Origin of the sequence: Streptomyces sp. C36 (genome assembly GCF_040932295.1) — a bacterium.
Classification (GTDB): domain Bacteria; phylum Actinomycetota; class Actinomycetes; order Streptomycetales; family Streptomycetaceae; genus Streptomyces; species Streptomyces triculaminicus.
Map to the genome: position 1 here is coordinate 182,712 of NZ_JBFQGI010000006.1, position 26,649 is coordinate 209,360.

Annotated in this window: 24 protein-coding genes; 12 read left to right on the forward strand and 12 right to left on the reverse strand. The window is 73.5% G+C overall.

Features of this window, described 5'->3' with window-relative positions:
• Positions 1–42: 42 nt before the first annotated feature.
• A complete protein-coding gene (locus AB4K12_RS19945) occupies positions 43–999 on the reverse strand; it encodes a DMT family transporter (RefSeq protein WP_368435457.1) in 957 nt (318 codons plus the stop codon).
• 439 nt (positions 1,000–1,438) lie between these two features.
• On the opposite strand from AB4K12_RS19945, the gene AB4K12_RS19950 reads away from it, so the two are divergent.
• Positions 1,439–1,825 (forward strand): hypothetical protein, encoded by a 387-nt coding sequence (locus AB4K12_RS19950; protein WP_368435458.1) that lies wholly within the window; start codon positions 1,439–1,441, stop codon positions 1,823–1,825.
• A gap of 96 nt (positions 1,826–1,921) precedes the next feature.
• On the forward strand, positions 1,922–3,772 hold the full coding sequence (locus AB4K12_RS19955) for a glycoside hydrolase family 15 protein (RefSeq protein ID WP_368435459.1): 1,851 nt from the start codon (positions 1,922–1,924) through the stop codon (positions 3,770–3,772).
• 35 nt (positions 3,773–3,807) lie between these two features.
• Here AB4K12_RS19955 and AB4K12_RS19960 read toward each other — a convergent pair whose 3' ends face one another.
• The 3 genes from AB4K12_RS19960 to AB4K12_RS19970 form a co-directional block, all read right to left on the reverse strand.
• Complete coding sequence (locus AB4K12_RS19960; protein ID WP_368435460.1) at positions 3,808–4,416, reverse strand: CGNR zinc finger domain-containing protein; 609 nt, start codon at positions 4,414–4,416, stop codon at positions 3,808–3,810.
• 37 nt (positions 4,417–4,453) lie between these two features.
• Positions 4,454–5,596 (reverse strand): NADH:flavin oxidoreductase, encoded by a 1,143-nt coding sequence (locus tag AB4K12_RS19965; protein WP_368435693.1) that lies wholly within the window; start codon positions 5,594–5,596, stop codon positions 4,454–4,456.
• Between the two features lie 147 nt (positions 5,597–5,743).
• On the reverse strand, positions 5,744–6,397 hold the full coding sequence (locus tag AB4K12_RS19970) for a PhzF family phenazine biosynthesis protein (RefSeq protein WP_368435461.1): 654 nt from the start codon (positions 6,395–6,397) through the stop codon (positions 5,744–5,746).
• Positions 6,398–6,525: 128 nt separating this feature from the next.
• Between AB4K12_RS19970 and AB4K12_RS19975 the strand changes: the two genes are divergently transcribed.
• On the forward strand, positions 6,526–7,755 hold the full coding sequence (locus AB4K12_RS19975; protein ID WP_368435462.1) for an FUSC family protein: 1,230 nt from the start codon (positions 6,526–6,528) through the stop codon (positions 7,753–7,755).
• 8 nt (positions 7,756–7,763) lie between these two features.
• Here the strand turns inward: AB4K12_RS19975 and AB4K12_RS19980 are convergent, their stop codons facing one another.
• The 8 genes from AB4K12_RS19980 to AB4K12_RS20015 form a co-directional block, all read right to left on the reverse strand.
• The gene (locus AB4K12_RS19980; protein ID WP_368435463.1) at positions 7,764–8,342 is read right to left on the reverse strand and encodes a PadR family transcriptional regulator; all 579 of its coding nucleotides are present in this window, start codon (positions 8,340–8,342) and stop codon (positions 7,764–7,766) included.
• A gap of 33 nt (positions 8,343–8,375) precedes the next feature.
• Complete coding sequence (locus AB4K12_RS19985) at positions 8,376–10,400, reverse strand: FAD-dependent oxidoreductase (RefSeq protein ID WP_368435464.1); 2,025 nt, start codon at positions 10,398–10,400, stop codon at positions 8,376–8,378.
• A 112-nt stretch (positions 10,401–10,512) separates the two neighbouring features.
• Positions 10,513–12,882 carry a glycoside hydrolase family 65 protein gene (locus AB4K12_RS19990; protein WP_368435465.1) on the reverse strand — a complete coding sequence of 790 codons (2,370 nt, stop codon included), beginning with the start codon at positions 12,880–12,882 and terminating at the stop codon, positions 10,513–10,515.
• A complete protein-coding gene (locus tag AB4K12_RS19995; protein ID WP_368435466.1) occupies positions 12,879–13,622 on the reverse strand; it encodes a beta-phosphoglucomutase family hydrolase in 744 nt (247 codons plus the stop codon). The genes AB4K12_RS19990 and AB4K12_RS19995 overlap by 4 nt, the downstream gene beginning before the upstream one ends.
• Positions 13,619–15,097, reverse strand: a complete 1,479-nt coding sequence (zwf, locus tag AB4K12_RS20000; protein WP_368435467.1) for a glucose-6-phosphate dehydrogenase — start codon at positions 15,095–15,097, stop codon at positions 13,619–13,621. Before zwf ends, AB4K12_RS19995 begins: the two co-directional genes overlap by 4 nt.
• A gap of 64 nt (positions 15,098–15,161) precedes the next feature.
• The gene (locus AB4K12_RS20005; protein WP_368435468.1) at positions 15,162–16,397 is read right to left on the reverse strand and encodes a cytochrome P450; all 1,236 of its coding nucleotides are present in this window, start codon (positions 16,395–16,397) and stop codon (positions 15,162–15,164) included.
• 111 nt (positions 16,398–16,508) lie between these two features.
• The gene (locus AB4K12_RS20010; protein ID WP_368435469.1) at positions 16,509–16,832 is read right to left on the reverse strand and encodes a plasmid stabilization protein; all 324 of its coding nucleotides are present in this window, start codon (positions 16,830–16,832) and stop codon (positions 16,509–16,511) included.
• A 131-nt stretch (positions 16,833–16,963) separates the two neighbouring features.
• Entirely contained in the window at positions 16,964–17,731 is a 768-nt protein-coding gene (locus AB4K12_RS20015) for a DUF72 domain-containing protein (protein WP_368435470.1), read from the reverse strand.
• Positions 17,732–17,841: 110 nt separating this feature from the next.
• On the opposite strand from AB4K12_RS20015, the gene AB4K12_RS20020 reads away from it, so the two are divergent.
• The 9 genes from AB4K12_RS20020 (at position 17,842) to AB4K12_RS20060 (ending at position 26,618) form a co-directional block, all read left to right on the forward strand.
• Positions 17,842–18,255, forward strand: a complete 414-nt coding sequence (locus tag AB4K12_RS20020) for an HIT family protein (RefSeq protein WP_368435471.1) — start codon at positions 17,842–17,844, stop codon at positions 18,253–18,255.
• A 124-nt stretch (positions 18,256–18,379) separates the two neighbouring features.
• Positions 18,380–19,690, forward strand: coding sequence for a phosphoribosyltransferase (locus AB4K12_RS20025; protein ID WP_368435472.1), 1,311 nt, complete (start codon positions 18,380–18,382; stop codon positions 19,688–19,690).
• A gap of 89 nt (positions 19,691–19,779) precedes the next feature.
• Positions 19,780–20,049, forward strand: a complete 270-nt coding sequence (locus tag AB4K12_RS20030; protein WP_368435473.1) for a DUF1876 domain-containing protein — start codon at positions 19,780–19,782, stop codon at positions 20,047–20,049.
• Between the two features lie 118 nt (positions 20,050–20,167).
• Positions 20,168–20,785, forward strand: a complete 618-nt coding sequence (locus AB4K12_RS20035) for a phosphoribosylanthranilate isomerase (protein WP_368435474.1) — start codon at positions 20,168–20,170, stop codon at positions 20,783–20,785.
• Between the two features lie 182 nt (positions 20,786–20,967).
• On the forward strand, positions 20,968–22,224 hold the full coding sequence (locus AB4K12_RS20040; RefSeq protein ID WP_368435475.1) for a hypothetical protein: 1,257 nt from the start codon (positions 20,968–20,970) through the stop codon (positions 22,222–22,224).
• A 98-nt stretch (positions 22,225–22,322) separates the two neighbouring features.
• A complete protein-coding gene (gene pdxH / locus AB4K12_RS20045) occupies positions 22,323–22,976 on the forward strand; it encodes a pyridoxamine 5'-phosphate oxidase (protein ID WP_368435476.1) in 654 nt (217 codons plus the stop codon).
• Positions 22,977–23,024: 48 nt separating this feature from the next.
• On the forward strand, positions 23,025–23,726 hold the full coding sequence (locus AB4K12_RS20050; protein WP_368435477.1) for a B3/4 domain-containing protein: 702 nt from the start codon (positions 23,025–23,027) through the stop codon (positions 23,724–23,726).
• A gap of 67 nt (positions 23,727–23,793) precedes the next feature.
• Complete coding sequence (locus tag AB4K12_RS20055) at positions 23,794–24,507, forward strand: YggS family pyridoxal phosphate-dependent enzyme (protein WP_368435478.1); 714 nt, start codon at positions 23,794–23,796, stop codon at positions 24,505–24,507.
• Entirely contained in the window at positions 24,504–26,618 is a 2,115-nt protein-coding gene (locus AB4K12_RS20060) for an NAD(P)-binding protein (protein WP_368435479.1), read from the forward strand. The genes AB4K12_RS20055 and AB4K12_RS20060 overlap by 4 nt, the downstream gene beginning before the upstream one ends.
• Positions 26,619–26,649 lie beyond the last annotated feature (31 nt).

Sequence of the window (26,649 nt, forward strand, 5' to 3'; positions counted from 1 at the left end):
CTGTGCGGGGTCATCCGGCCGGTACGGGCAGGCGGGGTCGGTTCAGACGGACGCGGGAACACGGTCCTTCGCCACGTCGTCGGCCACGGCCGGTTCTGGTTCCGGGGCCGGCGTGGGGGCCGGGCGGGCCGGGGGGCGGCGGACGGCGGCTATGCCGACGCCCGCCAGCACGATCAGGCCGCCCAGGCCGGCCAGGGGGGCCGGCAGGGAGCCCAGCAGCAGGGCGTCCAGGGCCAGCGCGGCGACCGGCACGGCGTACAGGACGAGGGAGCTCGTCGACGCGGTGGCGGCGCCGAGCACGCGCGACCAGGTGCAGAAGGCGAGGACGGTGCAGCCGAGCCCGAGCCAGATCACGGCGGCGCTCTGCTGCCAGCCGGCGGTCACCAGGTGCCCGGCCGCCTCGGGGGCGAAGACGAGGAGCGGGAGGAGGCCGAAGAGGCTGCCGTAGAAGATGCAGTCCATGCCCGAGTAGCGGCGCAGCAGGGGCTTTTGGAGGATGAAGGACGTCGCCTGGGCGGCGGCCGCGAGCACGATCATCGCCATGCCCGTCCACGAGCCGCCGCCGTCGCCGCTCGCCGTCGCGACGACCAGGGCGCCGCCCAGGGCCACCAGGAGGCCGGCGACGCCCCAGGCGCCGGGGCGTTCGCGCAGGACGAGCATGCCCAGGGCGGTGGCGAAGACCGGCGAGGTGGCGACGAGCATGGCGGCCGTGCCGCCCGCGACGTGCCGTTCGCCGGCGTAGAGCAGCAGCTGGTAGGCCGTCATCCCGGACAGGCCGAACGCGGCCATGCGCGGGATGTCGCCCCGGCTCAGGCGGCTGATGCGGCCGGTGAACAGGAACGGGAGCAGGAAGAGGATCGCGAAGGTCAGGCGCAGGACGGCCATGGCCGTCGGCGGGTAGTCCTCCAGTGCGACGCGGATCGCGGGAAACGCGGAGCCCCACAGGATCGCTGTGGCGGCCATGAACTTCCAGGGAGCCGCCGTTCGGCGCTCGGCCACCAACGCACACACCGCCTTCGGTTTCGGATGCGGAAGAGGGCCGGAACGCGGCCTCTTCGGACTCCGCCGAAGCTACCGAGAATCGCGCTATAAGTCGAATAATGAATTCCGTCAAGACCTCAAAGAATCCCTTTGAGGTCTTGACGGAGGGCGGCCGTCCGCCCACATGCCCTAGCGCGCGCCGCCGCCGAACGGCCGGGTCAGCACCTCCAGGTAGTGACCGGGGGCGCACCCACCCGACGACCGTGAAGTGGCGCCTCCCGAAGGGGTGATGGCCCCGCACTGTACGTGCGTACGGAACGACCGTACGGCGCCGTACGGCCGGCGGGGCGGCGTGCCCCTCCCCGGCGCTCGCCGCACGGATGGCCGCGCCGCCGCGCCGGGGCGGGCCGCTGCTCGTACCGTCGGGAAGGAGAGCCGACGGCAGAGGAGCACGGTGATGAGCGGTGCCGAGAGCGCGGACCACGTCAGCGTTCACCTGACCGGGTGCGCCGACGACGACGCGGGCGTGGTCTTCGGCGTCCTGGAGGAGGCGTTCCCCGAGGGCACCGGCCCGCCGAGCGCCGAGAGCCGCCCCGCCCGCCCGGGGGCCGCCGCCCCCACCGTGTGGTGCCTGGTCGTCGACGCGCGCACCCGCCGCCCTCCGCGGGCCGCCGGCCAGGCCCTGGGCGGGGCGGTGACCGTCGACCTCTTCGGCGCCGCCGACCCCGTGCGCCAGGTCAAGGAGGAGCTGGCGGAGGCCTTCGCCGTCGAGGACCAGGGCACGGTCCCCGGCGAGCACGAACTGGAGGCCCGCCTCCGGCTGACGTCCCGGCCCGCCGGCTAGCGCGGGGCCGCCCTCCGCGGGCCCCTCCGCGGGCCCCTCCGCGGCCGCGGAGGTATAACGGGAGGTGTCGCGTGTCCCGCCGAGAGGGGACCGGCCATGAAGCACGACACCGGGGGCCGGACGGGGGACTATCTGCCGATCGAGGACCACGGCGTCATCGGTGATCTCCACACCGTGGCGCTCGTGGGGGTCGACGGCACGATCGACTGGTGCTGTCTGCCGCGGTTCGACGCTCCGTCGGTCTTCGGCTCGCTGCTCGACGCGGGGCGCGGCGGCGCGTTCTCGGTGCGGGTGCGCGAGGTCGAGCGGACCAAACAGATGTACCTGCCGGACTCCAATGTGCTGCTGACCCGCTTCCTCGGGCAGCGCGCCGTCGCCGAGCTGTACGACTTCATGGTGCCCGACCATCCCCTCTACCCGCCCTCGGACGTCCGGCAGATCATCCGGCAGGTGCGGATGGTGCGCGGGAGCGCGGTCGTGGAGGTGTCCTGCCGCCCGGCGTTCGACTACGCCAGGGCGCCGCACGAGGTCACCGTGGTCGAGGGCGTCGGCGCCGTCTTCAGCGGACCGGCCGGCGCATTGGTGCTGCGCTCGTCCGTGCCGCTGCGCGCCGAGGACGGCGCCGCGACGGCGACCGTCGTGCTCGAGCCGGGCCAGACCCTGGTGCTGGCCGCCCAGTGGGGCGGCGAGATACGGCCCATCGACGCCGAGGAGGCGTCACGGCTGCTGGACGACACGCTGCGCTACTGGGACGGCTGGCTGCGCCGGTCCGGCTACCAGGGGCGCTACCGCGAGGCGGTCGAACGCTCGGCCCTCGTCCTCAAGCTCCTCGTCCACCAGCCCACCGGCGCCCTCGTCGCGGCGCCGACCACCTCCCTGCCCGAGTCGCTCGGCGGCGGCCGGAACTGGGACTACCGCTACACCTGGGTCCGCGACGCGGCCTTCACGCTGTACGCGCTGATGCGGCTGGGGTTCACGGAGGAGGCCGCCGCGTTCACCGACTGGCTCCACCGGCGCTGCGTCGAGGCCCCGCCGGACACGGGACTGCAGGTGCTCTACGGCATCGACGGCCGGCCCGACCTGCCGGAGACGATCCTCGAGAACCTGTGCGGGTACCGCGGTTCCCGGCCGGTGCGCATCGGCAACGCCGCCTCCCGGCAGCTGCAGCTCGACATCCACGGCGAGCTGATGGACTCGGTCTACCTCTACAACAAGCACGGCGAGCCCATCTCCTACGAGCTGTGGGAGGCCCTCAGCCGGCAGCTCGACTGGCTGGAGAAGCACTGGGAGGAGCCCGACGACGGCATCTGGGAGACCCGCGGCGGCCGCCGGCGCTTCACCTACTCCGCGCTGATGACCTGGGTCGCCTTCGAGCGGGCGATGCGCATCGCCCGCCACCGCGGCATGCCGGCCCCCGTCGAGCGCTGGCGCGACACGGCCGCGGCCGCCTACCGGTTCGTCCAGGACCGGTGCTACGCGCCGGACCTGGGCGCGTACACCCAGTACGCGGACGGCTCCACGATGGACGCCTCGCTCCTGATCATGCCGCTGGTGAAGTTCGCCGGACCGTCCGACCCGCGGTTCCTGTCCACCGTGCGCCGGCTGGAGGGCATGCTGGTGAGCGACAGCCTCGTCCACCGCTACGAGGCCGACGGCACGGACGGCCTCCCCGACCGGGAGGGGACGTTCAACCTGTGCTCCTTCTGGTACGTCGAGGCCCTCGCCCGGGCGGGCCGGGTCGGCGAGGCGCGCTACATCTTCGAGAAGATGATCACGCATGCCAACCACCTCGGACTGTACGCCGAGGAGATCGGCCCCGCGGGCGAGGCCCTCGGCAACTTCCCCCAGGCCTTCACCCACCTCGCGCTGATCAGCGCCGCGACCAACCTCGACCGGGCCGTCACCTCCCACCGCGCCGCGTCGGCCCGGCAGTGCCGCACGGCGTGAGGGCGCCGGCGGGTACGTCCTAGGGCGGACACGCCCTAAGCCTCCCGGGCCCGGCGCCGGGCGCGGTACGCCCGCAGGTTGGCGGCGTTGCCACAGGCCTTCACCTCGTGCCAGACGCCGCTGTTGTTGCGTGAGCGGTCGTAGAAGGCGAGCCGGCAGTGCGGGGCGCGGCAGGTCTTCAGGCGGCGCCGGGTGCCGGCGGACTGCGCCTCGAAGGCGGCCACCAGGACGAGCGAGGCCAGCCGCCGCCAGCCCGCGCCGCGTGGCTCCAGGCGGACGACGCCGTCCTCGCCGAGCTGCAGCGCCGTCGCCGTGCAGTGCAGGACGAGGGGTGCGGGCCCCGCACCGGCCCCGGCGCCGTCCCACCCCGCCTCGGCGGTCACCCGGTGGAGGTCGTCGCGGAAGGCCCGCAGCTCCTCGAGACCGTCGGCGTCGAGGGCCACGGGCGGCACGGGCTGCCCGGTGACGGCCGTCCACCCCGCGACGGCCGCATCCGCCCAGGCCCGCGCCTCGTCCGGGCCGGCGAGCAGATCGCCGTGCCCGGAGCCCTCCACGGCGGCCGTGTTGAGCAGGTCCTGGACGAGCCCGAGGCCGCCGGGGGCCGCCTCGAGCGCGTACCGTGCGGTCGCCGGCCAGATCGTCATGGTGGGCCGTCCTTCCGGGGATGTCAGCGGGCTGGGCTCACACCAGTGTCCCGAGGAGCGACTTGCTGTACGGAACCGCCTCCTCGAGCCGGCCTTCGAGCGCCTTGGCGGCCCAGTCGGGGTCGGAGACGAGGGCCCGCCCGACGGCGACGACGTCGAACTCGTCGCGCTCCAGCCGGTCCAGGAGCGGCTCGATGCCCGTGGTCCCGATGTGCTCGGGACCGTTCCGCCCGCCGGTGAACTCGGTGTCCAGGCCCACCGATCCCACGGTGATGGACGGCTTGCCGGTGAGCTTCTTCGTCCAGCCCGCCAGGTTCAGGTCGCCGTCCTCGAACTCCGGCAGCCAGTAGCGGCGCGTGGAGGCGTGGAAGGCGTCCACGCCCGCCGCGGCGAGCGGCGAGATCAGCCGCTCCAGCTCCTGCGGGGTCTCGGCGATCCGGGCGTCGTAGTGGCCGGACTTCCACTGCGAGAGGCGGAAGACGATGGGGAAGCCGGGCGAGACGGCGGCGCGCACCGCCGTGACGACCTCCGTGGCGAAGCGGGCGCGGGACTCCTCGTCGCCGCCGTAGGCGTCGCCGCGCCGGTTGGTGCCGCGCCAGAGGAAGCTGTCGATCAGGTAGCCGTGGGCGCCGTGCAGTTCGACGCCGTCGAAGCCGGCCCGCTCGGCGTCCGCGGCGGCCCGTGCGAAGGCGCCGACGACGTCGTCGATGTCGGCCTGCGTCATCTCCCTGCCGTGCGGGCGGCCGTCGAGGCCGACCCCGGACGGCGTGTCCGCCGGCACGCCCAGCGGCGCGATGCCGTCGGTGCGGGCCGCGCCCGTGTGCCACAGCTGGGGCATGATGCGGCCGCCGGCCCGGTGGACCCGCTCGGCCACCCGGGCCCAGCCCGCGAGCGCCTCCTCGCCGTGGAAGTGCGGCACCCGGTCGTAGGCCGCGGCCGCGTCGCGGGCCACGTAGGTCCCCTCGGTGATGATCAGGCCCACGCCGCCTTCCGCGCGGCGCTCGTAGTACGCGGCGACATCCTCGCCGGGCACTCCGCCGGGCGAGAAGGCCCGCGTCATCGGCGCCATCGCCACGCGGTTGTCCAGGGTCAGGTCGCCGAGGGTCAGGGGCCGGCCCAGCAGCTGTGCGGCGCGCGAGGGCAGCGCGCTGCCGGGGGTCGTCGGTGTCGTCGTCGCCATGGTGTGGTGGTCCTCTGCTCGGTACGTCAAGCCAATGACATAGCCGTAACCGGCTTGGGGGACATCGCATTCCCGGGCGCGGCCGCTGTGTGACCGCCGTCTCGTCCCGCCTTCACCCACGCGACAACAGAAGTGACAGCCCGACAGTTATGTCTCCACCCGGCCACCGAGGGCCACCGCCCCATCCTGGTGATACCGCGTCAGGATCCGGGAGGCGGTGCCCTGCCGGATCACGAGCGACCGTCCCAGTCGGGCGGTCAGGGTGAGGGCCGCGGCGCCGGTGGCCTCGTCCTCCACGATGCCGTCGCCGCGCCGGGGGAATCCCCTGGCCCGCACCCTTCCCGCCGCCTCGTCCTCCCAGGCCCACGCGTAGAGCCAGCCCTCCCCCGGCGGCGGGGCGGGCAGCGCCTCGACCTCGGCCACCGTGCGGAACTGCTCGGTCCGCCGGCCCGACGCCCACTCCGCCCGTCCCCGGATCCACGTGGTCTCCCCCTCCTCCCAGGTCGGCACCTCCCCGGCGGGCGGCCGCAGCACGTCCACCGGGCGCCCCTGACGGCGCAGCAGCCAGGAGACGCCGACCAGGGGATGGCCGGCGAACGGCAGCCGGGTGCTGGGGGTGTGGATGTCCACGCGGCCGAGGGGGGCGTCGTCGACGAACACCGTCTCGCTGAAGCCCAGCCGGGCGGCCACCTCCCGCCGCCGCGCGTCCGGCACGGCCGGCCCGTTCGTGACCACCCCGAGCGGGTTGCCTCCCTCGCCGTCCGGACCGACGAACACCCGTACCACCGCGACTTCGTCCATCCGGTGATTCAACCAGCCCTTGACGGGCCGTCCGGCCTCGGGAGCGTACCGGGGGCGGAGGGAGGCCGTTACTCCACCTCGGTGACGGCACCGTGTCCCGGGCACCGCCCGGCGGGAAGACGCTATGGGTGCCCGAATTCACCGACCCCCTGACCACCCTCGTCCGCCGCGGCAGGGAACCCGCCGTCGTACAGGCGGTGCGTTCCACGCTGGCCGCGGTGATCTCCTATGTGGCGGCGCTGCAGCTGAGCAGTGAGCCGGCGCCGCTCACCGCGCCGCTGACGGCGCTGCTCGTCGTCCAGGTCACCCTCTACTCCACCCTGACCACCGGCATCCGCCGGGTGAACTCCGTCGTGGCCGGCGTGCTGATCGCCATCGGCTTCAGCGCGCTGGTGGGTCTGACGTGGTGGAGCCTGGGTCTGATCATCCTCGCCTCCCTGGTCATCGGGCGCTTCGTACGAGTGGGTGAATTCGTCCCCGAGGTGGCGATCAGCGCCATGCTCGTGCTGGGCGTGACCCGGGTGGCGGAGACCGCGTGGGACCGCGTGCTGGAGACGCTGATCGGCGCGGTGGTGGGCCTGCTGTTCGACGTGCTGTTCGTGCCGCCGGTGTGGGTGCAGCCGGCGGGCGAGGCCATCGAGCATCTGGCCCGCCGCATGCGGCGGCTGCTGCACCAGGTCGGGGCGGAGGTCACCGGGCACACCACGGTCGAGGAGGCCGCGGCCCGGCTGCACCAGGCCCGCCGGCTGGACCACGACATCGTGCAGGTGGACGCCGCGCTCCGGCAGGCGGAGGACAGTCTGCGCCTCAACCCCCGGGTGAAGGAGGGGCTGCTGTTCCGGGTGGTGCTGCGCACCGGCCTGGACGCCCTGGAGATCGCGGCGGTGGTGCTGCGGGTCATCTGCCGCACGCTGACCGACCTCGCCAAGGAGCGCAGGGAGGAGACGCTGTTCGCGCACGAGGTGGCGGCGGCCCTGGAGGAGGTGTTCCTCCATCTCGGGCGGGCCGTCGAGGCCTTCGCCGTACTGATCACCACGCAGGTCACCGCCAACGCCGAGCAGGCCGAGGAGCGGCTCGTACGGGAGCTGGGCGCCGGGCGCGACAGCCGGGACCGTGCCGCGCTGCTCCTGCTCGACGAGGTGCGGCGCCATCCCCGCCAGTGGCAGCTGCACGGGGCGCTGCTGGCCGAGGTCGACCGGATCCTGGACGAGCTGGACGTGGAGAAGCGCACCGAGCGCCTGGCCGAGGAGCTCGACCGCTGCTCCCGTGAGCAGCAGGACCGGCACCCGGTGCTCGCGAGCGTCAGGCGCCGGCTGCGCAGGAGCGGCTACGGCTGGCGCCGCAGCAGCCGCAAGTAGGGTGCGACTCAGGCGGTGCGCAGCGCGTCGGGCAGCCCCTCGAGGGCCTCGGTGAGCCAGGCGATCCAGAAGGTCTCCAGGCCGATCCCGCCGCGCAGCACCAGGTGCCGCAGGCGCCGGGCGTCCGCGTCCCCGGCCCCGGCCCCGGCATCGTCCCCGCCGCGCCCGTCCCCGGTGAAGTCCCGTTCCTCGATGGCGAGGTACTCGGCCAGTTGCCGGCGGTGCAGGTCGAGGTGGCGCCGCAGCTCGTCCTCGAGGCCGTGGCCGCCGACGACCGCCGCCGCGCGCAGGCGCAGCAGCAGTGCGTCGCGGACGGGCCGGGGGTCCTGGCCGGCGGACGCCCACGCGGTGAGTTCCGCCCGGCCGGCGGGCAGGACCTCGTACTCCTTCCGCTGGCCCCGCTCCGGCCGCCGGGCCGGCAGCACATGGACGTGGCCGGCCTCCTCGAGCCTCTTCAGTTCGCGGTAGATCTGCTGGTGGGTGGCCGGCCAGAAGTACCCGATCGACTTGTCGAAGCGGCGGGTCAGCTCCAGCCCCGAGGACGGCTTTTCGAGCAGGGCGGTGAGGATCGCGTGCGCGAGGGACATGCCCGCCATCCTAGGTTCGGCGCCCGCCGGCCCTCACAGGGCGGCGGCGAGCCGGGTGCCCTGGAGGATGGCCCGCTTGGCGTCGAGTTCGGCGGCGACGTCGGCGCCGCCGATGAGGTGGGGCCGGTGCCCCTGGGCGCACAGCTGGTCGTACAGGTCCCGCAGGGGTTCCTGTCCGGCGCACACGACGATGGTGTCGGCGGCGATGGTGTGGTCGGCGCCGTCGACGGTGATGTGCAGTCCCTCGTCGTCGATGCGGCGGTAGGTGACGCCCGCGAGCATGGTGACGCCGCGGTGCTTGAGCTCGGTGCGGTGGATCCAGCCGGTGGTCTTGCCGAGCCCGGCGCCGACCTTGGTGGTCTTGCGCTGCAGGAGGTGGACGGTGCGCGTGGGCTTGCGTCGCTGCGGCTCCCGCAGGCCGCCGCGGCCCTGGAAGGCGGTGTCGACGCCCCATTGCAGGCTGAAGGTCTCGGCGTCCAGGCTCGCGGCGTCGCCCCCGTCGGTGAGGAACTCCGCGATGTCGAAGCCGATGCCGCCGGCGCCGAGGACGGCGACGGTCGCGCCCGCCTCGGCGGTGCCCCGCAGGATGTCCCGGTAGCCGACCACGCTGGGGTGGTCGATGCCGGGGATGGCGGGGGTCCGGGGGGTGACGCCGGTGGCGAGGACGATCTCGTCGTATCCGGCGTCGGTCAGCGTCCGCGCGGTGACGGTGGTGCCCAGGCGGACGTCGACGCCGTGCGCGCGCAGCCGGCCGCGGAAGTAGCGCAGGGTCTCGTCGAACTCCTCCTTGCCGGGGACGCGGCGGGCGAGGCCGAGCTGTCCGCCGATCTCGTCGGCGGCGTCGAGGAGGGTGACGGCGTGGCCGCGTTCGGCCGCGGTGACGGCGGCGGCCAGGCCGGCGGGGCCGGCGCCGACGACGGCGACGCGCTTGCGGCGCCGGGTGGGTTCCAGGACGAGTTCCGTCTCGTGGCAGGCGCGCGGGTTGACCAGGCAGGAGGTGATCTTCCCGCTGAAGGTGTGGTCGAGGCAGGCCTGGTTGCAGCCGATGCAGGTGTTGATGGCGTCGGCCTCGCCGCGGCGGGCCTTGGCGACGAAGTCGGGGTCGGCGAGGAGGGGGCGGGCCAGGGAGACCATGTCGGCCCGGCCCTCGGCGAGCAGTCGCTCGGCGAGTTCGGGGGTGTTGACGCGGTTTCCGGTGACCAGGGGGATGGCGACCGCGCCCATGACCTTCCGTGTGACCCAGGTGAAGGCGCCGCGCGGTACGGAGGTGGCGATGGTGGGGATGCGGGCCTCGTGCCAGCCGATACCGGTGTTGATGAGGGTGGCGCCGGCGGCCTCGATCTCCCGGGCGAGGGTGACGACCTCCTCGAGGGAGGACCCGCCGGGTATCAGGTCCAGCATCGACAGGCGGTAGACGATGATGAAGTCCGTACCGACCCGCTCCCGCACCCGGCGGACGATCTCGACGGGGAAGCGGATCCGGTTCTCGTACGCGCCTCCCCACCGGTCGGTGCGGTGGTTGGTGGGCGCGGCGACGAACTCGTTGATCAGGTAGCCCTCGGACCCCATGATCTCCACGCCGTCGTAGCCGGCGTGCCGGGCGAGGGCGGCGGCCCGTACGTAGTCCTCGATGGTCTCCTCGACCTCGTCGTCGGTCAGGGCGTGCGGGACGTACGGGCTGATGGGGGCCTGGAGGGCACTGGGGGCCACGAGGTCGGGGTGGTGGGCGTAGCGGCCGAAGTGCAGGATCTGCAGCGCGATCCTGCCGCCCTCGCGGTGGACGGCCTCGGTCACCACGGTGTGCTGCTCGGCCTCCGCCTCGGTGGTGAGCTTGGCCCCGCCCTCGTAGGGCCGGCCGCGCTCGTTGGGGGCGATTCCGCCGGTGACGATGAGGCCGGCGCCGCCCCGGGCGCGGGCCGCGTAGAACGCGGCCATGCGGGCGAAGCCGCCGGGCGCCTCCTCGAGGCCGACGTGCATCGAGCCCATCAGGACGCGGTTGGGCAGGGTGGTGAAGCCCAGGTCCAGGGGGCTCATCAGGTGGGGGTACGACGCGCTCATCCGGCGCCTCCTCGCGCGAGTTCCGTTGCGCCAGTTCTAGAGCACCCCGGACGTTTATGCAACTAGTTGCAAAAGGCTCGCCGTCTCCCCCGTCGGACCCCCGCGCCCCCGCCTACCCCTCGCCGTGGCCGGGCGCGCGGCCCCGGCGGGCCGGGGCCCGGCCGGCCGGCTGTTCGGGAGCGGGCCCGGTGGGGATGGGGGGCACCTGACAGGACTCCGGCGCGTCGGAGGTCACCCTGAGCCGCTCGCCGCAGTGGCGGATCTCCAGCGCCTTGCCGTCCAGCAGGGTGTACGTCGCGGTGCTGCCGGTGATCTCCACCCGCAGGCGCTGACCGCGGAACTGCACCGTGAAGGCGAGCCTGCCCAGCTGCTCGGGCAGCCTGGGGGTGAAGGCGATCAGGCCGTCGTACTCCCGCATCCCGCCGAAGCCGATCACGAGAGCGAACCAGGTCCCGGCGAGCGAGGCGATGTGGATGCCGTCGCGGGTGTTGCCCTGCAGGTCGGACAGGTCCATCATCGCCGCCTCGCCCAGGTAGTCGTAGGCCAGCCGCATGTGGCCGGTCTCGGCCGCCATGACGGCCTGCCCGCAGGCGGACAGCGACGAGTCCCGCACGGTCAGCCGCTCGTAGTAGGCGAAGTTGGCGGCCTTCTCCTCCGGGGTGAAGGCGTCTCCGCGCAGGCACATGGCGAGGACGAGGTCCGCCTGTTTGGCGACCTGCTTGCGGTAGAGGTCGAAGTAGGGGAAGTGGAGCATCAGGGGGTACTCGTCGTCGCCGGTTCCGGCGAAGTCCCACAGCTGGTGCCGGGTGAAGCCCTCGGACTGCTCGTGCACCGCGAGTTCGGGGTTGTACGGCAGCGTCATGCGCGTCGCGGCGTCCCGCCAGGTCGCCGCCTCCTCGTCGTCCGCGCCCAGCAGCGCGGCGAGGTCCGGGTGGCGCTCGACGACGGCCGCGGCCTCCTGCAGATTGTGCTGGGCCATCAGGTTCGTATAGGTGTTGTCGTCCGAGATGGCGCTGTACTCGTCCGGGCCCGTCACCCCGTCGATGTGGAAGTCGCCGTGGTGGTCATGGTGACCCAGCGAGCGCCACAGCCGGGCGGTCTCCACCAGCAGCGGCAGCCCGACCTCCTTCTCGAAGGCCTCGTCGTTGGTGGCCTTGGTGTAGCGCACGGCGGCGTCGGCGATGTCGGCGTTGATGTGGAAGGCCGCCGTCCCCGCCGGCCAGTAGCCCGAGCACTCGTCGCCGTTGATCGTCCGCCAGGGGAAGGCCGCGCCTTCCAGCCCCAGTTGCCGGGCGCGCTCGCGCGCGGCGGGCAGCGTGCTGTACCGCCAGCGCAGGGCCTGCTCGACGGCCTGGGGCGCGGTGTAGGTCAGCACCGGCAGGACGAACGTCTCGGTGTCCCAGAAGCAGTGACCGTCGTAGCCGGGGCCGGTCAGGCCCTTGGCGGGCAGGGCCCGCGCCTCGCCGCGCGCGCCGGCCTGCAGGACGTGGAAGAGGGCGAACCGCGCCGCCTGCTGGATCTCCGCGTCGCCGTCGACCTCCACGTCCGAACGGGACCAGAAGTTCTCGAGGTAGTCGCTCTGTTCGTCGGCCAGGCCCTGCCAGCCGGTGCTGACGGCGGCGGCCAGGGCGGCGTCGACCTGGTCGTGCACCGCGGGCGCCGACCGGATCGCCGACCAGCCGTGCGCGACGAACTTCTCCACCCGCAGCCGCTGCCCGGAGCGCAGCCGCGTGGTGATGGTGAAGCGGGCCAGGTTGTCGCTGCTCTCGGAGGACATCTCGGTCTTCTCGCCGCCGCTGACGACATGCGAGGCCGAGACCCCCACCCGCAGGCCGCTGTGCTCGGTGCGGTGCAGCAGCCGGATGCGCGGCCCGTGGGCCGCGTGATGCTCCACCGCCAGCGGCGACTCCAGGACCGCGGCGGCCCGGGGGTCGCGCGTGGTCAGGGGCAGCTGCTCGTTGGCGACCAGCTCGGACTGGACGACGATGCGTACGTCGCCGTCGAGCGGCTCCACCTCGTAGGAGACGGCCGCGATCGCGCGCTGGGTGAAGGAGACCAGCCGGCTGGACCGGACGCGCACGCTGCGCCCGCTGGGCGAGGTCCACTCGGCGGTGCGGTGCAGCAGCCCGGTACGGAAGTCGAGCACCCGCTCGTGCCGGTGCAGCTTTCCGTAGCGCAGGTCGAAGGGCTCGTCGTCGACCAGGAGGCGGATCAGCTTGCCGTTGGTGACGTTGATGATCGTCTGCCCGGACTCCGGGTAGCCGTAGCCGGCCTCGGCGTACGGCAGCGGCCGGAACTCGTACACACCGTTGAGGTAGGTGCCGGGCAGGCCGTGCGGCTCGCCCTCGTCGAGGTTGCCGCGCCAGCCGATGTGCCCGTTGGAGAGCGCGAAGACCGATTCGCTCTGCGAGAGCACATCGAGGTTGAGCTCGGTCTCGCGCAGGCACCAGGGCTCGACCATATAGGCCGGATGAGTGATCACGGGGCTTCTCCCAGCAGGTCGGCGAGGTCGTCCACCACCACGTCCGCGCCGTGCCGGCGCAGCGCCTCCTCCTGGTCCGCCCGGTTCACCCCGACGACGAAGCCGAACTTCCCGGCCCGGCCGGCCTCCATGCCGGCCAGGGCGTCCTCGAAGACGGCGGCCCGGTCGGGGGGCACGCCCAGGTCGTGGGCGGCGGCGAGGAAGGTGTCGGGGTGGGGCTTGCCCGGCAGGTGCCGCTCGGCGGCGGCCAGGCCGTCGATCCGGACCTCGAAGAGGTCGTCGATGCCGGCCGCGACGAGCACGGCGTGGCAGTTGGCGCTGGAGGAGACCACCGCGCGCCGCAGCCCGGCCGCCCGGGCGGCCTCGGCGTAGCGGACCGAGCCGGGGAAGGCCTCCACCCCCATCTCCTCGATCTTCCGCAGGACGAGGGTGTTCTTGCGGTTGCCCAGGCCCTGGACGGTGTCCCGGTCGGGCGGGTCGTCGCCGGAGCCCTCGGGCAGCTCGATGCCCCGGGAGGCGAGGAAGGACCGTACGCCGTCCGCCCTGGGCATGCCGTCCACGTAGCGGTCGTAGTCGTCATGGGCGTCGAAGGGGCGGAAGTCCGGGCCCTCGCGCCGGCGGAGGAAGTCGTCGAAGGTCTCCTTCCATGCCGCGGCGTGGACGGTGGCCGTCCGGGTGAGGACGCCGTCCATGTCGAACAGGCAGGCGTGGATGTCGTCGGGGAGGCCGAGTGTGGTCATGGTGTTCCGCTTCCCTGCTCGTCGGAGGCCATGTCCGGCAGGTACCAGTGGTGGGGGGCGACGAGCTGGTCGACGGACGCCGGTCCCCACGACCCGGGGGCGTACGGCTCCACCGGGCGCGGCGAGCGCAGGAGCGGGTCGGCGACCTCCCAGAGCCGCTGGATGCCGTCCGAGCGGGTGAAGAGGGACTGGTCGCCCAGCATGGCGTCGAGGATCAGCCGCTCGTAACCCTCCAGGCCGCTCCGGAGCCGCATGGAGTCGGCGTAGCGGAAGGTCATGCGCGCGGGGCCCAGCCGCATGGCCGGGCCGGGCTCCTTGGCGAGGAAGTCGGCGGCGATCCAGCCCGGGTCGTCGAAGTCGACGACGAGCGCGTTGCCGCGCCCGCCGCCGCTGGGCCACGCGGTGTCGAACATCCGTAGCGGCGGCTGTTTGAAGTGGAGGGTGACGACCTGGCGGCGCTGTCCGAGGGCCTTGCCGGAGCGGAGGTAGAAGGGGACGCCGGCCCAGCGCCAGTTGTCGACGTCGGCGCGCAGGGCGACGAAGGTCTCGGTGTCGGAGTCCGGGGCGACGCCGGGCTCGGAGCGGTAGCCCTCGTACTGGCCGCGCACGACGTGGCCGGGGTCGACGGGCCGCAGGGACTGGAAGACCTTGTCCTTCTCGTCGCGCAGGGCCTTCGCGCCGAGGGAGGTGGGCGGCTCCATGGCGACGAAGCCGAGCACCTGGAAGAGGTGGGTGACGATCATGTCCCGGAAGGTGCCGGTCTCCTCGAAGAAGGCGGCGCGGCCCTCGATGCCGATGGTCTCGGGGACGTCGATCTGGACGTGGCTGATGTGGTCGCGGTTCCAGACGGGCTCGAAGAGGCCGTTGGCGAAGCGGAGGGCGAGGATGTTGTCGACCGACTCCTTGCCGAGGAAGTGGTCGATGCGGAAGACCTGGGACTCGTCGAAGACGGCGTGGACGATCCCGTCCAGGGCCCGGGCGGAGGCGAGGTCGGTGCCGAACGGCTTCTCGATGATGACGCGGCCGCCCTCGGCCAGTCCGGTGCGGTCGAGGGTGCCGATGACGGAGGCGAAGGCGACGGGCGGCACGGCGAGGTGGAACAGCCGGCGCGGGCCGCCGCCGAGCGCCGTCTCGGCCGCCCGTACGGCGGCGACCAGGGGCCCGGGCTCGTCGGGGTCGGCGGCGCCGAAGCTCAGGGCGTCCGCGAACCGTTCCCACTCGGGCCCGGCCGGCTCGCCCCCGCCGAACTCGGTGACGGCGTCCCTGGCGTGGGCGCGGAACGCCTCGTCGCTCAGGGCGTCCGCCGTGGGGGCCGACCCGACGACGCGGTAGCCGGTGGGCATCAGGCCCGCCTGGGCGAGGCGGTACAGCCCGGGCAGGAGTTTGCGCCGGGCGAGGTCGCCGGTGGCGCCGAAGAGCACGACGACGTGGTCGTCGGGGGTGGCGGCGCCTCGCGAGGTCCGGTTGGCCTTCACACCCCTAACCTTCGGGCAGCGGGGGCCGGCGCGCGATTCGCCTGAGCCGTTCGGCGCCGCCGTGTCACCGCCGGCGCACGGGCACCCGTCGCGGGCCGCGGACCAGCAGGCCCGGCCGGTAGGGGAGCTCGGCGGGGTCGGCGGCGAGGGCCAGACCGGGCAGGGCGTCGAAGAGGCGGGGCAGCGCGACGGCCGCCTCCAGGCGGCCCAGGCGCGAGCCGAGGCAGAAGTGCGGGCCGTGGCCGAAGGCCAGGTGGGGGGCGGCGCGCCGGCCCTCGGGCAGGTAGCGGGCGGGCCGGAAGTCGTCGGGGGCGGGGAAGTGCCCGGGGTCGCGGTTGGCGGCGGCGAGGACCACGAGGACGGAGTCCTCGGCCGGTATGACCGCTCCCCCGCCCAGGTCGACCCGCTCGGTGGTGCGCCGCCACGTCGTGCCTTCCAGGGGGCTGCCGTGGCGCAGGGTCTCCTCGACCACGGCGGCCCAGCGGCCGGGGCCGCCGCGGCGCGCGGCGTCGAGCTCCTCCTCGTGCGTGAGGAGCATCAGCGTCGCCGAGGCGAGGAGGTTCATCGTGGTCTCGTAGCCGGCGAAGAGCAGCAGGAACGCCATCGCGAGCAGCTCGCCGTCGTCGAGGCCGCCCTCGCTCGCGTCGTGCACGAGGGTGCTGAAGAGGTCGTCGCCGGGGGACTCGCGCTTGTGGCCGATCAGGTGGGTGAAGTACGCGTGGAGGCGCGTCCACGCCTCGTCGACGGCGCCGGGCTCGAGCGCGTCGGCGGGCGAGCCGACGCGGTACGTCCATTCCCGCAGGTCCGCCCGGTCGGCCTCGGGCACGCCCAGCACCTCGCCGATCACCAGGACGGGCAGCGGGAAGGCGAACGCGTCCACCAGGTCGACGGTGCCGTGCCGGTCCAGCTCCCCGGCGAGCTCGGTCACCAGGCCGTCGGCCAGGTGCTCGATGCGCGGGCGCAGGGCGTCCACCCGGCGCGGGGTGAAGGTGGCGGTGGTCAGCCGGCGCAGCCGGGGGTGGTCGGGGGCGTCGGAGTTGAGCATGTGCCGGGCCAGGCAGCCGCGGGCGCGCCGGGCCGGGGAGTCCGGCCCGGGCCGGCCCGCCCCCTGCGGCGGCACGTTCGAGAAGCGCGGGTCGGACAGGACCGCCCGCGCCTGGTCGTAGCCGGTGACGAGCCAGGCGTGCGTGCCGTTGGTCAGGGGCACCCGCGCCGCGGGGCCCTGGGCGCGCAGGCGCGCGTAGTACGGGTACGGGTCGCGCGCGAAGCCGGGGTCCGCGGGGTTCAGGTGATCGAGCACCTGAACATCCTCACCGATGAACGGCCGGTTCCGGCGGTGGGGTCGTGAGCAGGGCTGCCCGGGCCCGGTTGTGTGGTTCCCACAACGACCCGGGCCTGGGCGAGGGTGCCCTCAACGGCCGAGGGCCTTCTTCAGCTCGTCCTTGGTCATGTCCGAGCGGCCGTGGATGTTCTTCTGCCGGGCCTCGTTGTAGAGCTGTTCCTTGGTCGGCCCCTTGGCTCCGGAGTGGGAACGTTGGCCGCCGCGCCGACCGGACGACATGTCCTGGAGCGAGCTGCGGCTGGCGGTCTTCGACTCGCCGGCGCGGGCGCGTTCCTTGTTGACCGTCCGGCTCGCGATCTCCTTGGCGCGCTTCTCGCTCTCGCCGCGCTCGCGCGCGCTGTCCTTGATGTGCTCGTACTGCCGCTCGCGCTTCGGGCTGGATCCCCTGGGCATCCGGCGCTCCTTCGCTCGGCCGCGTGCGTACGCGCCGGGGCCCGTACGCAGGCGGCGTCGTCCGTGCGAGGCCCACCCTCGCACGGGTACGGCGGCGCCGCAGGACGAAGGCGGCCGGTCGTGGCGCCCGCTCAGCCGGGCGGCGGGTCGGGCGTCCGGCTCACGGTGCGCCCCAGCCGCCGGGCGGCGCGCGCGAAGCCGGCCGCGTCGTGGACGGCGGCGCCGCCGGCGTCGTTGTTGAAGTAGACGTACACCGGCGCCCGGTCCGACCAGGCGTCCGCCAGCCGCCCGGCCCAGGTGCTCAGCGCCCGGCTCCCGTAGCGGGGCCAGGGCCGGGCCCTGCCGTGGTGGAACCGCAGGTACCCCCAGTCCGCCGTGCGCCACAGCGGCGTCACGGGGCGGGAGTCCCGGTCGGCCCAGCACAGGGCGGCACCGCGGCGTTCCAGTACCTCGCGTACCCCGTCCGTCCACCATGAAGCGTGCCGGGGCTCGACGGCCACCCGCGTGCCGGCCGGGAAGCAGGCCAGGGCGGCGTCCAGCGCCCCGGGGTCCGCCTTGAGCGTGGGCGGCAGCTGCAGCAGCACCGGCCCCAGCCTGTCCCCGAGCCCGGCGGCGTGCCGCATCAGCCGCCCGACCGGCTCCTCGGGATCGCGCAGCCGCTTGATGTGGGTGAGGTAGCGGCTGGCCTTGACGGCCATCACGAAGCCCTCGGGGGTGCGCTCGCGCCAGTCGGCGAAGGTGTCCTCGGTGGGCAGCCGGTAGAAGGCGTTGTTGTTCTCCACCGTCGCGAAGTGCCCGGCGTACTCCTCCAGCCACAGCCGCTGCGGCCGGTCGGCGGGATAGAGGACGCCGCGCCAGTCCTTGTACTGCCATCCGGAGGTTCCGACGAGGAGGGGCATGGGGGGATCGGTGCCCGGGGGCGCGGGCGGTTCACGGGCGGGGGCGCGATTCCAGCCGGTTGCCGGGCGCGGCGGGTGCCGCCGGGCGGTGAGAGGGGTTCACTGGGGCCGTGGACTGTGTCTTCTGCGCGATCGCGGCGGGCGAGGTGGCGGCGCACCGGGTCTTCGAGGACGCGACGGCGGTGGCCTTCCTGGACGCCCGGCCGCTGTTTCCCGGCCATGTGCTGGTGGTGCCGCGGCTGCACGCCGAGACGCTCACCGACCTGCCCGCGGCCGCGGTGGGGCCGTTGTTCGGACGGGTGCGGCGGATCACCGGGGCGGTGGAGCGCGCGATGGGCGCCGCCGGGTCGTTCGTGGCCGCGAACAACCGGGTCAGCCAGTCCGTGCCGCACTTCCATGTGCACGTGGTGCCGCGCGACCGCAAGGACGGGCTGCGGGGCTTCTTCTGGCCGCGGACGCGCTACGCCTCGGACGAGGAGGCGGCGGCGGTGGCGGCCCGGGTGCGGGCGGCGCTGGAGGACTAGGGCGTGTCCTACGAGGCGGCCCGGGCCATGTGGACTATCCCCCCGAACCCCGTCATATTGGAAGTACGGCTTCCCTCGTCATCCGGAGCCTTCCGGAGCCGGGCCCCGGGGCCGGAGGCGCATCATGCGATTCATCGACCGGGTGGACGCCGGGCGGCGCCTGGCCGAGCGGCTGGGGCATCTGCGCGGCGAGCACCCCGTCGTTCTCGGCCTGCCGCGCGGCGGCGTTCCCGTGGCTTTCGAGGTGGCGCACGCCCTGGGCGCGCCCCTCGATGTCGTCCTCGTCCGCAAGCTGGGAGTGCCGTACCACCGCGAGCTGGGGTTCGGCGCCATCGGCGAGGGCGGCGTACGCGTCATCCGGGACGACATCGTCCGGATGAGCCGGGTCGACGAGGACGACCTGGCCGAGGTGGAGCACGCCGAGGAGGCGGAACTGTCCCGGCGCGCCGTGCAGTTCCGCGAGGGGCGCGAGCGCGTTCCGCTCGAGGGGCGCACGGCGATCGTGGTCGACGACGGCATCGCCACGGGCGCCACGGCGGCGGCCGCCTGCCAGGTGGTACGGGCGCAGGGCGCGGCCCGGGTGGTGCTGGCCGTGCCGGTGGCGCCCCCGGACGCGGCCGCCGCCTTCCGCGGCGAGGTGGACGAGCTGGTGTGCCTGAGCACGCCGGCCGCCTTCTCCGCGGTCGGCGAGTGGTACCACGACTTCACCCAGACCTCGGACGAGGAGGTCGTCGACCTGCTGCGCCGGAACACCGACGACGCCGCCGGCGACGACGGCGGCGGCGAGGCGCACGGCGGTCCCCTGCGGCTCCCGGTGGACGGCGGGGCCGTGACCCTCGCCGGCGACCTGGCGATGCCGGCCGGGGCGCCCGGGCTCGTGGTCTTCGCGCACGGCAGCGGCAGCAGCCGGCTCAGCCCCCGCAACCGCGCGGTGGCCAGGGCCCTCAACGACGCCGGGCTCGGCACGCTCCTGTTCGATCTCCTCACCCCGCTGGAGGAGGAGGACCGGGCGAACGTGTTCGCCGTCGAACCCCTCGCCCGCAGGCTGACGGAGGTCACCGGCTGGCTGCGCCGCCGGGAGACCGTCCCGGTCTGCTACTTCGGGGCGAGCACAGGCGCGGCCGCCGCGCTGTGGGCCGCGGCGGAGGCGGGTGACGGCGTCGCCGCCGTGGTCTCGCGGGGCGGCCGTCCCGATCTGGCCGGGGACCGGCTGGAGGACGTCCGGTCCCCCACGCTCCTGATCGTCGGGGGCCACGACAACGTGGTGCTCGACCTCAACCGGCAGGCGGCGGGGCGCCTGCGCTGCGAGAACGAACTGGCCGTCGTGCCCCTGGCCACCCATCTCTTCGAGGAGCCCGGGGCCCTGGACGCGGTCGCGGATCTCGCCCGCGACTGGTTCACCCGGCACCTGCCGACCCGGCAGAGCCCGACCTGACGGAGCCGACCCGGCACAACCTGACCCGATAGAGCCCGACCCGACCGAGCCCGACACGACCCGACCCGACCCGAGCGCTGGTGATCACCATGGAGACGATCGTCGACTGCAGCATCGAGATGGAGTTCCGCGAGATCGACGCGACCACGCAGGCCGACGTGCGGCTGAGAATGCACGACGGCTCGCAGCTCTCGGCGCAGGGCATCGCCAACCGCAACCCCGACGACCGCCGCCAGCAGCGCGTCGGCGAGGAGGTCGCGGCGGCCCGCGCGCTCAACGGACTCGCCGAGCAGCTGCTGGGCAAGGCGGGGGACGACATCAAGGAGGTCATGCACGAGGACGCCCACCTGAGCCACTGAGCACCTGAGCCACTGAGCACCCGGCCGGCCGGCGGGCGGGCGACCGCGACCGCCGGCCGGCCGTACGGGCCCCGGCCCTCCCACCGGCTCCCGGGAGGGCCGGGCGTACGCTGTGCGCGTGACGACGCCACTGTTCATCAAGATCTGCGGGCTGCGTACCGAAGGGGACGTGGACGCCGCCGTCGACGCCGGGGCCGACGCCATCGGCTTCGTCTTCGCCGACAGTCCGCGCACGGTGGACGCCGGGACCGCCCGGCGACTGGCGGAGCGGATTCCCCCGGGCGTGCTGACCGTGGGTGTCTTCCGCGGGCAGCCGGTGGAGGAGGTCCGGGCGCTGACGCTGGCCTCCGGGGTCCGGGCCGTCCAGCTGCACGGCGACGAGGGCCGGGAGTACTACGACGCCCTGCGTCCGCAGGGGTGGACGCTGATCCGCGCCACCTCGTCCGAGGGCGGGACGCCGCGCTGCGGCGAGCTGGGCGAGGACCTTCTGCTGCTCGACGCCCCGGCCCCGGGCGCGGGCGTGCCCTGGAACTGGGGGGCCGAGGGCTTCACTCCCCCGGCCGGGCGCTGGCTGCTCGCCGGCGGCCTGACTCCGGAGAACGTGGTCGAGGCGGTACGGACCACCGCGCCGTGGGGCGTGGACGTCTCCAGCGGGGTGGAGTCCCGTCGCGGCGTCAAGGATCCGGCCCTGATCAGGGCGTTCGTCGAGGCCGTCCGCGCGGCGGACGCCTTCTGATCCCAGTCGCTGCCAACTCGCCCCGGCACATGTAGACTTCGGGCCGTCGGCCATCGGCGAACATTCGTCCGGCATTCGCACTGACGATCCCATCCCAGGCGCCGTGGCGCGCATCGCACCGCACTCTTTTGCACCCCCTGAGCACAGGCGCACTTTTCCCGCGACCACAGGACAGAGGGCACATGAACGAGAGCGACTGTAAGCTGACCCGTTCCTGGATCGGCTCGATCGACCTCCGGCTGATCGCCGAGCAGGTCGGCACGCCCGTCTTCGTCTACAGCGAAGCGCAGATCCTGAAGAACGTCCGCCGCGTCAAGGACGCGGCCAGGGCGGTCGGCCTCGAGGAACGGGTCGAACTGTACGTCCCCTTCTTTCCCAACTCCAATCCCCATGTGCTGCGGCCGCTGCGGGACGCGGGTGTGGGAATTCTGCTGCAATTACCCAGCGAACACCGCCTGCTGAAGCGATTCGGGTTCGACCGGTTCATCGTCTCCCCCGGCCATGTCGCCGACGAGGAGATAGCCTTCTGGGACCGGACGGGCTGCCCGACGTTCCTGTCGAGCCTGGACGAGATCGCGTACTCGCTGCGGACCCAGGCTCCCTCGATCAGCGTCCGGATCGACAGTCTCGACTCGGGGAAGCCGGGCATCAAGTACGGCGAACTCGACAAGCTCACCGCCCTGTTGGCCGAGCACGGACGCGAGCTCGACTGCTTCGAGGTCTATTGCGGCAGCGGGAATTCACGCGACGCGATGATCGACATCATCGAGAAGCAGTTCGAGATCTTCAACACCCACTTCCCCACCGCCCGCGCCATCAACTTCGCGGGCGGCCACGGCTTCGTCTACGAGAGCTGGGACGAGTCGGAGAAGCACTTCGACTGGGCCGAGTACTTCCGCGCGCTGCGCGAGATCGCGGACCGGATGGACATTCCCGGTCATGTGAAGTTCCTCTTCGAGCCGGCCCGGGACGTGCTGGCCGACACCGGGGCGCTCCTGCTGAGCGTGGAGCGCGACGTGATCACCAACTCGGTCGGCAGCCTCGTGGTGACCGACGGGTCCCGCATGCTGATGCCGTCCGCCCAGCTGCGCGACCGGCGGCACAACGTGGTCTTCCTGGACGCCGACATGGCGGAGATCCCCGCGACGCCCGGCACCGACGGCACCAACGCCGCCCTGCGCGGCCGCAGCATCCTGCGGCACGACTACATCCTGCCCGGCGAGTACTGGGTGCCCTCGGCCGTCGACGCCCGCAGCCATCTGCTGATCCTCGACGTCGGGGCGTACTGCGCGACCCAGCACATGGAGTTCCTCAACATCCCGCCGGCCGCGGAGGTCCTCGTCGACACCGCCGGGACGGCGCACCTGGTCACCGCGCGCGGTGACGACCTCGACAAGTGGCGCCATCTCCTGGACGAGAAGCGCGAAGTGAAGGGCTAGCCCTTCCCCTCCGCTCCGCCGCTCCGCGCCGAGGACCGTCGCCGTCCCCGCGGAGCAGCCACCACCGGCCACCACGCCCTCCAGCGAGGACCACTCCATTGCAGCGATCGTCAGCCACCGACCCCACGCACGCCGACCCCACGCAGGCCGCCGTCCCGCCCGGGACCGGCGCCGAGGACCCCTTCGCTCTCTTCCGCCGATGGCTCGGCGAGGCCGAGGCCGCCGAGCTCAACGACCCCAACGCCATGGCCGTGGCCACCACGGACGCCGACGGGCTGCCCGACGTGCGCATGGTGCTGCTCAAGGGATTCGACTCCCGGGGCTTCGTCTTCTACACCAACACCCGTTCGGCGAAGGGCACCGAGCTCGCCGGCTCCATGCGGGCCGCCGGCGTCCTGCACTGGAAGTCCCTGCGGCGGCAGGTGCGCTTCCGCGGCCCGGTGGAGCGCGCCACCGACGCCGAGGCCGACGCCTACTTCGCCTCCCGCGCCCGCGACAGCCGCATCGGCGCCTGGGCCAGCCTGCAGTCCCGGCCCCTCGCGGACCGCTCGGAACTCGAGGCGGCCGTGGCCCGTGAATCCGCCCGCTTCGGCTCGGGCGACGTGCCGCGCCCGCCCCACTGGGCCGGCTACCGCATCACGCCCGTCTCCCTGGAGTTCTGGACCGAGCAGCCGTTCCGCCTGCACGACCGGCTCGTTTTCACCAGGGAACGGCCCGACGGCCCCTGGGGCCGGGGGCATCTCTATCCGTAATCCGTCTCTCCGCGATCCATCGCACCGAAAAGAACCAGGGACAGCTCTATGTATTTCACCCATGCCGACGCGGTCTGGACCGCCCATCCGCAACTGAGGGCGCTCACCCTGGCCGTCGACGACGTGCTCGGCATGAAGGACGACCCCGCCCGTCAGGAGCGGCTGGCGCCCCGCGTCGAGGAACGACTGGCGGCGCACACCGAATCCGAGATGCCCGAGATCGCCGCGTGGCGCGAGGCCTTCTCGAGAATGGGCCTGAAGCCCACGCAGTACCGCTGCGCGGCGGAGGCCCTGCTGCGCCGCTATCGCAAGGAACGGAATCTTCCGGGATTCCACCCGCTGGTCGACTACCTCAATTTCGTCTCGATGTCCTTCGCCATCCCGATCGCGGTGTTCGACTGCGCCAAGGTGGCCGACGGGATCACGGTCCGCCCGGCCGACGGGTCCGAGCGGTACGAGACGTTCCAGGGCGATGTCGAGCATCCCGTGCCGGGCGAGATCGTCTTCACCGACGCGGAGGGCCACGCCCATTCGCGGCGCTGGACGTTCCGGCAGAGCGCCCGGTCCGTCGTCTCGGCCGGCACCGATCGCGTCCTGATCGTGGCGGAGGCCCTGCACGCCGCGGCGCCGCAGGACCTGGCGGCCCTGGAGCGCGAGCTGACCGCCGGACTGGCCGGCGCCGGCGTGCGCGTCGCCGGGGCCAGGACGCTCGACTCCGGTGAGCGCAGGCTGGAGTTCCCCCACGCGTGACCACGTGGTCGTGGAGGCACGCGCGAGGGCGCGTGCCTCCACGGCCGCACAACCGGAAGGAGGTTCCATGACGGCCATCCCCGAAACCCCGCACCGGCCCGACCCGACGATCGGGCTGGGCGCGGTCCGCGATGCCATCGAAGGCGCCTGTACCCGCGCCGGCCGCGATCCTCGGTCGGTGACGCTCGTCGCCGCCTCGAAGACGGTTCCCGCCGACGTCCTGGAGCGGGCCGCCGCGGCCGGGCTCACGGTCTTCGGCGAGAACCGCGTCCAGGAGGCCAAGACGAAGTGGCCCGCCCTGCGGGAGCGGATTCCCGGCCTCGAACTGCACCTGATCGGGCCGTTGCAGACCAACAAGGCCCGTGAGGCGGTGGCGTTGTTCGACGTCATCCAGTCGGTGGACCGGCCCGGCCTGTGCGAGGCGCTGGCCCGGCAGTGCGACCGGCAGGGCCGCAGGCCGCGGCTGTTCGTCCAGGTCAACACGGGCGCGGAGCCGCAGAAGGCGGGTGTCCTGCCCGAGCTGGCCGACGACTTCCTCACGGCCTGCCGGCAGACCTACGGGCTCGACGTCGCCGGCCTGATGTGCGTCCCGCCGGCCGACGCCGACCCGGCCCCGCACTTCACCCTGCTGGCCGGCATCGCCGCCCGCAACGGACTGCCGGGGCTCTCCATGGGCATGAGCACGGACTTCGCCGAGGCGATCGCCCACGGGGCCACGCATGTGCGCGTGGGCAGCGCGATCTTCGGGGCGCGGGCCCGCGTCCAGAGGGACGCCATATGACCCGTCCCTCCCGGTTCGACATCCTCTTCGAGCCCGTACGGATCGGGCCGGTCACCGCCCGGAACCGCTTCTTCCAGGTACCCCACTGCAACGGCATGGGACGCGCCTTCCCCAGCCCCATGGCGGCGATGCGGGGAGTGAAGGCGGAGGGCGGCTGGGGGGTGGTCTCCACCGAGCAGTGCGACGTGCACCACTCCGGCAACCACCAGCGCGAGCTGCGGCTGTGGGACGAGCGGGACATCCCCTACCTGGCCCGCGCCACCGGACTGATCCACGAGCACGGCGCGCTGGCGGCCGTGGAGCTGGTGCACAACGGCTCCCACGTCGCCAACCTCGAGAGCCGCAGCGTGCCGATAGCCCCGAGCCTGCGGCTCACCCGGGGGATCAACCCCGTCACCGCGCGGGCGATGGACAAGAGCGACATCCGCGACGCCCGCCGCTGGTACCGCACGGCGGCGGTCAACGCCCGGCGCGCGGGGTTCGACATCATCTACGTCTACGCGGGCCACGGCATGACGCTGCCCGTCCACTTCCTCTCCCGCCGCCACAACCACCGGACCGACGAGTACGGCGGCAGCCTGGAGAACCGCGCCCGCTTCCTGCGCGAGCTGGTCGAGGACGCCAAGGAGGCCGTGGGCGACACCTGCGCGGTCGCGATCCGGTTCGGCGTCGACGGCCTCGCCGACTCCCGGGACGGTTCGAAGGACGAGGGCCGCGACGTCGTGGAGATGCTCGCCGAGCTGCCCGACCTGTGGGACGTCAACCTGAGCGACTTCGACGACGACGGCGTCACCGCGCGGTTCGGCGACGAGGGGCACCAGGAGAAGTACGTCCGGTTCGTCAAGAGCGTGACCACCAAGCCCGTGGTCGGGGTCGGCCGGTTCACCTCCCCCGACACGATGGTCTCGATGGTGCGGGGCGGCACGCTCGACCTCATCGGCGCCGCGCGCCCCTCGATCGCCGACCCCTTCCTGCCCCGCAAGATCGAGGAAGGCCGCTTCGACGACATCCGCGAGTGCGTCGGCTGCAACATCTGCGTGGCCGGGGACCGGTCGGGCGTCCCCATGCGCTGCACCCAGAACCCGACGATGGGCGAGGAGTGGCGGCGCGGCTGGCACCCGGAGTACATCCCGCCCAAGGACACCGACGACACGGTGCTCGTCGTCGGCGGCGGTCCGGCCGGCCTGGAGGCCGCCCGTGCGCTGGGCCAGCGCGGCTACGACGTCATGCTGGCCGACCGCGGCCGGCAGCTGGGCGGCCGCGTGGCCCGGGAGTGCCGGCTGCCGGGCCTGGGGACCTGGGCCCGCGTCAGCGAGTGGCGCCTGGGACAGCTGCGCCGGATGCGCAACGTCCAGCTGCTGCCCGACAACGACATCACCGCCGAGATGGTGCTCCAGGCCGAGGCCTCGCTCGTCGCCGTCGCCACCGGCGCGACCTGGCGCGCCGACGGGATCGGCCGGTACCACTCGGAAGCGATCCCCGGCCTGGAGGGAGTGCCCGTCTACACCCCGGACGACGTCATGGACTCCCGGCTGCCCTCCGGCCGCGTCGTCCTGTTCGACGACGACCACTACTACATGGGCGGCGTGATCGCCGAGCGCCTCGTCGAGCAGGGCTGCGAGGTCACCTTCGTCACGCCCGAGAGCCTGGTGTCGGCCTACACCCAGCTGACGGCCGAGCAGCGCAAGGTCCAGCGGCGGATCCTGCGCACCTGCGCTGCGGTGCACACCTCGACGACGCTCGCGCGGACCGAGCCCGGCACCGCCCACCTCGCCTGCGTCTTCACCGGCCGCGAGACGGCGGTCGCGGCGGACGCCGTCGTGCTGACCACCGGCATGGTCCCGCGCGACGAGCTCTACCAGGAGCTCGCCCGGCGGGGCGAGGCGGAGCTGGGCGCGGCCGGCGTCCGCCGCGTCGTACGGCTGGGCGACTGCCTGGGGCCCGGCATCATCGCGGCCGCCGTCCACAGCGGCCATCTGTTCGCCCGCACTCTGGACACCGCGCTCACCGACCGGGCGCCCTACCGGCGCGAGAACGTCGAGCCCGGCTGGGACCTGCCGCTGCCGCCGGACGGCGAGGGCCTGTGGGCGCCCGGGGACGTCCTCAGCTGACCGCCGCGCACGCCCGGAGCCCGAGGAGAGG

Excerpts from the sequence above, each read along its gene's own strand:
- AB4K12_RS19950 (WP_368435458.1), top strand. The coding sequence starts at position 1,439 with ATGAGCGGTGCCGAGAGCGCGGACCACGTCAGCGTTCACCTGACCGGG.
- AB4K12_RS19955 (WP_368435459.1), top strand. The coding sequence starts at position 1,922 with ATGAAGCACGACACCGGGGGCCGGACGGGGGACTATCTGCCGATCGAG.
- AB4K12_RS19960 (WP_368435460.1), bottom strand. The coding sequence starts at position 4,416 with ATGACGATCTGGCCGGCGACCGCACGGTACGCGCTCGAGGCGGCCCCC.
- AB4K12_RS19965 (WP_368435693.1), bottom strand. The coding sequence starts at position 5,596 with ATGGCGACGACGACACCGACGACCCCCGGCAGCGCGCTGCCCTCGCGC.
- AB4K12_RS19970 (WP_368435461.1), bottom strand. The coding sequence starts at position 6,397 with ATGGACGAAGTCGCGGTGGTACGGGTGTTCGTCGGTCCGGACGGCGAG.
- AB4K12_RS19980 (WP_368435463.1), bottom strand. The coding sequence starts at position 8,342 with ATGTCCCTCGCGCACGCGATCCTCACCGCCCTGCTCGAAAAGCCGTCC.
- AB4K12_RS19985 (WP_368435464.1), bottom strand. The coding sequence starts at position 10,400 with ATGAGCGCGTCGTACCCCCACCTGATGAGCCCCCTGGACCTGGGCTTC.
- AB4K12_RS19995 (WP_368435466.1), bottom strand. The coding sequence starts at position 13,622 with ATGACCACACTCGGCCTCCCCGACGACATCCACGCCTGCCTGTTCGAC.
- AB4K12_RS20010 (WP_368435469.1), bottom strand. The coding sequence starts at position 16,832 with ATGCCCAGGGGATCCAGCCCGAAGCGCGAGCGGCAGTACGAGCACATC.
- AB4K12_RS20015 (WP_368435470.1), bottom strand. The coding sequence starts at position 17,731 with ATGCCCCTCCTCGTCGGAACCTCCGGATGGCAGTACAAGGACTGGCGC.
- AB4K12_RS20025 (WP_368435472.1), top strand. The coding sequence starts at position 18,380 with ATGCGATTCATCGACCGGGTGGACGCCGGGCGGCGCCTGGCCGAGCGG.
- AB4K12_RS20030 (WP_368435473.1), top strand. The coding sequence starts at position 19,780 with ATGGAGACGATCGTCGACTGCAGCATCGAGATGGAGTTCCGCGAGATC.
- AB4K12_RS20040 (WP_368435475.1), top strand. The coding sequence starts at position 20,968 with ATGAACGAGAGCGACTGTAAGCTGACCCGTTCCTGGATCGGCTCGATC.
- AB4K12_RS20050 (WP_368435477.1), top strand. The coding sequence starts at position 23,025 with ATGTATTTCACCCATGCCGACGCGGTCTGGACCGCCCATCCGCAACTG.
- AB4K12_RS20055 (WP_368435478.1), top strand. The coding sequence starts at position 23,794 with ATGACGGCCATCCCCGAAACCCCGCACCGGCCCGACCCGACGATCGGG.
- AB4K12_RS20060 (WP_368435479.1), top strand. The coding sequence starts at position 24,504 with ATGACCCGTCCCTCCCGGTTCGACATCCTCTTCGAGCCCGTACGGATC.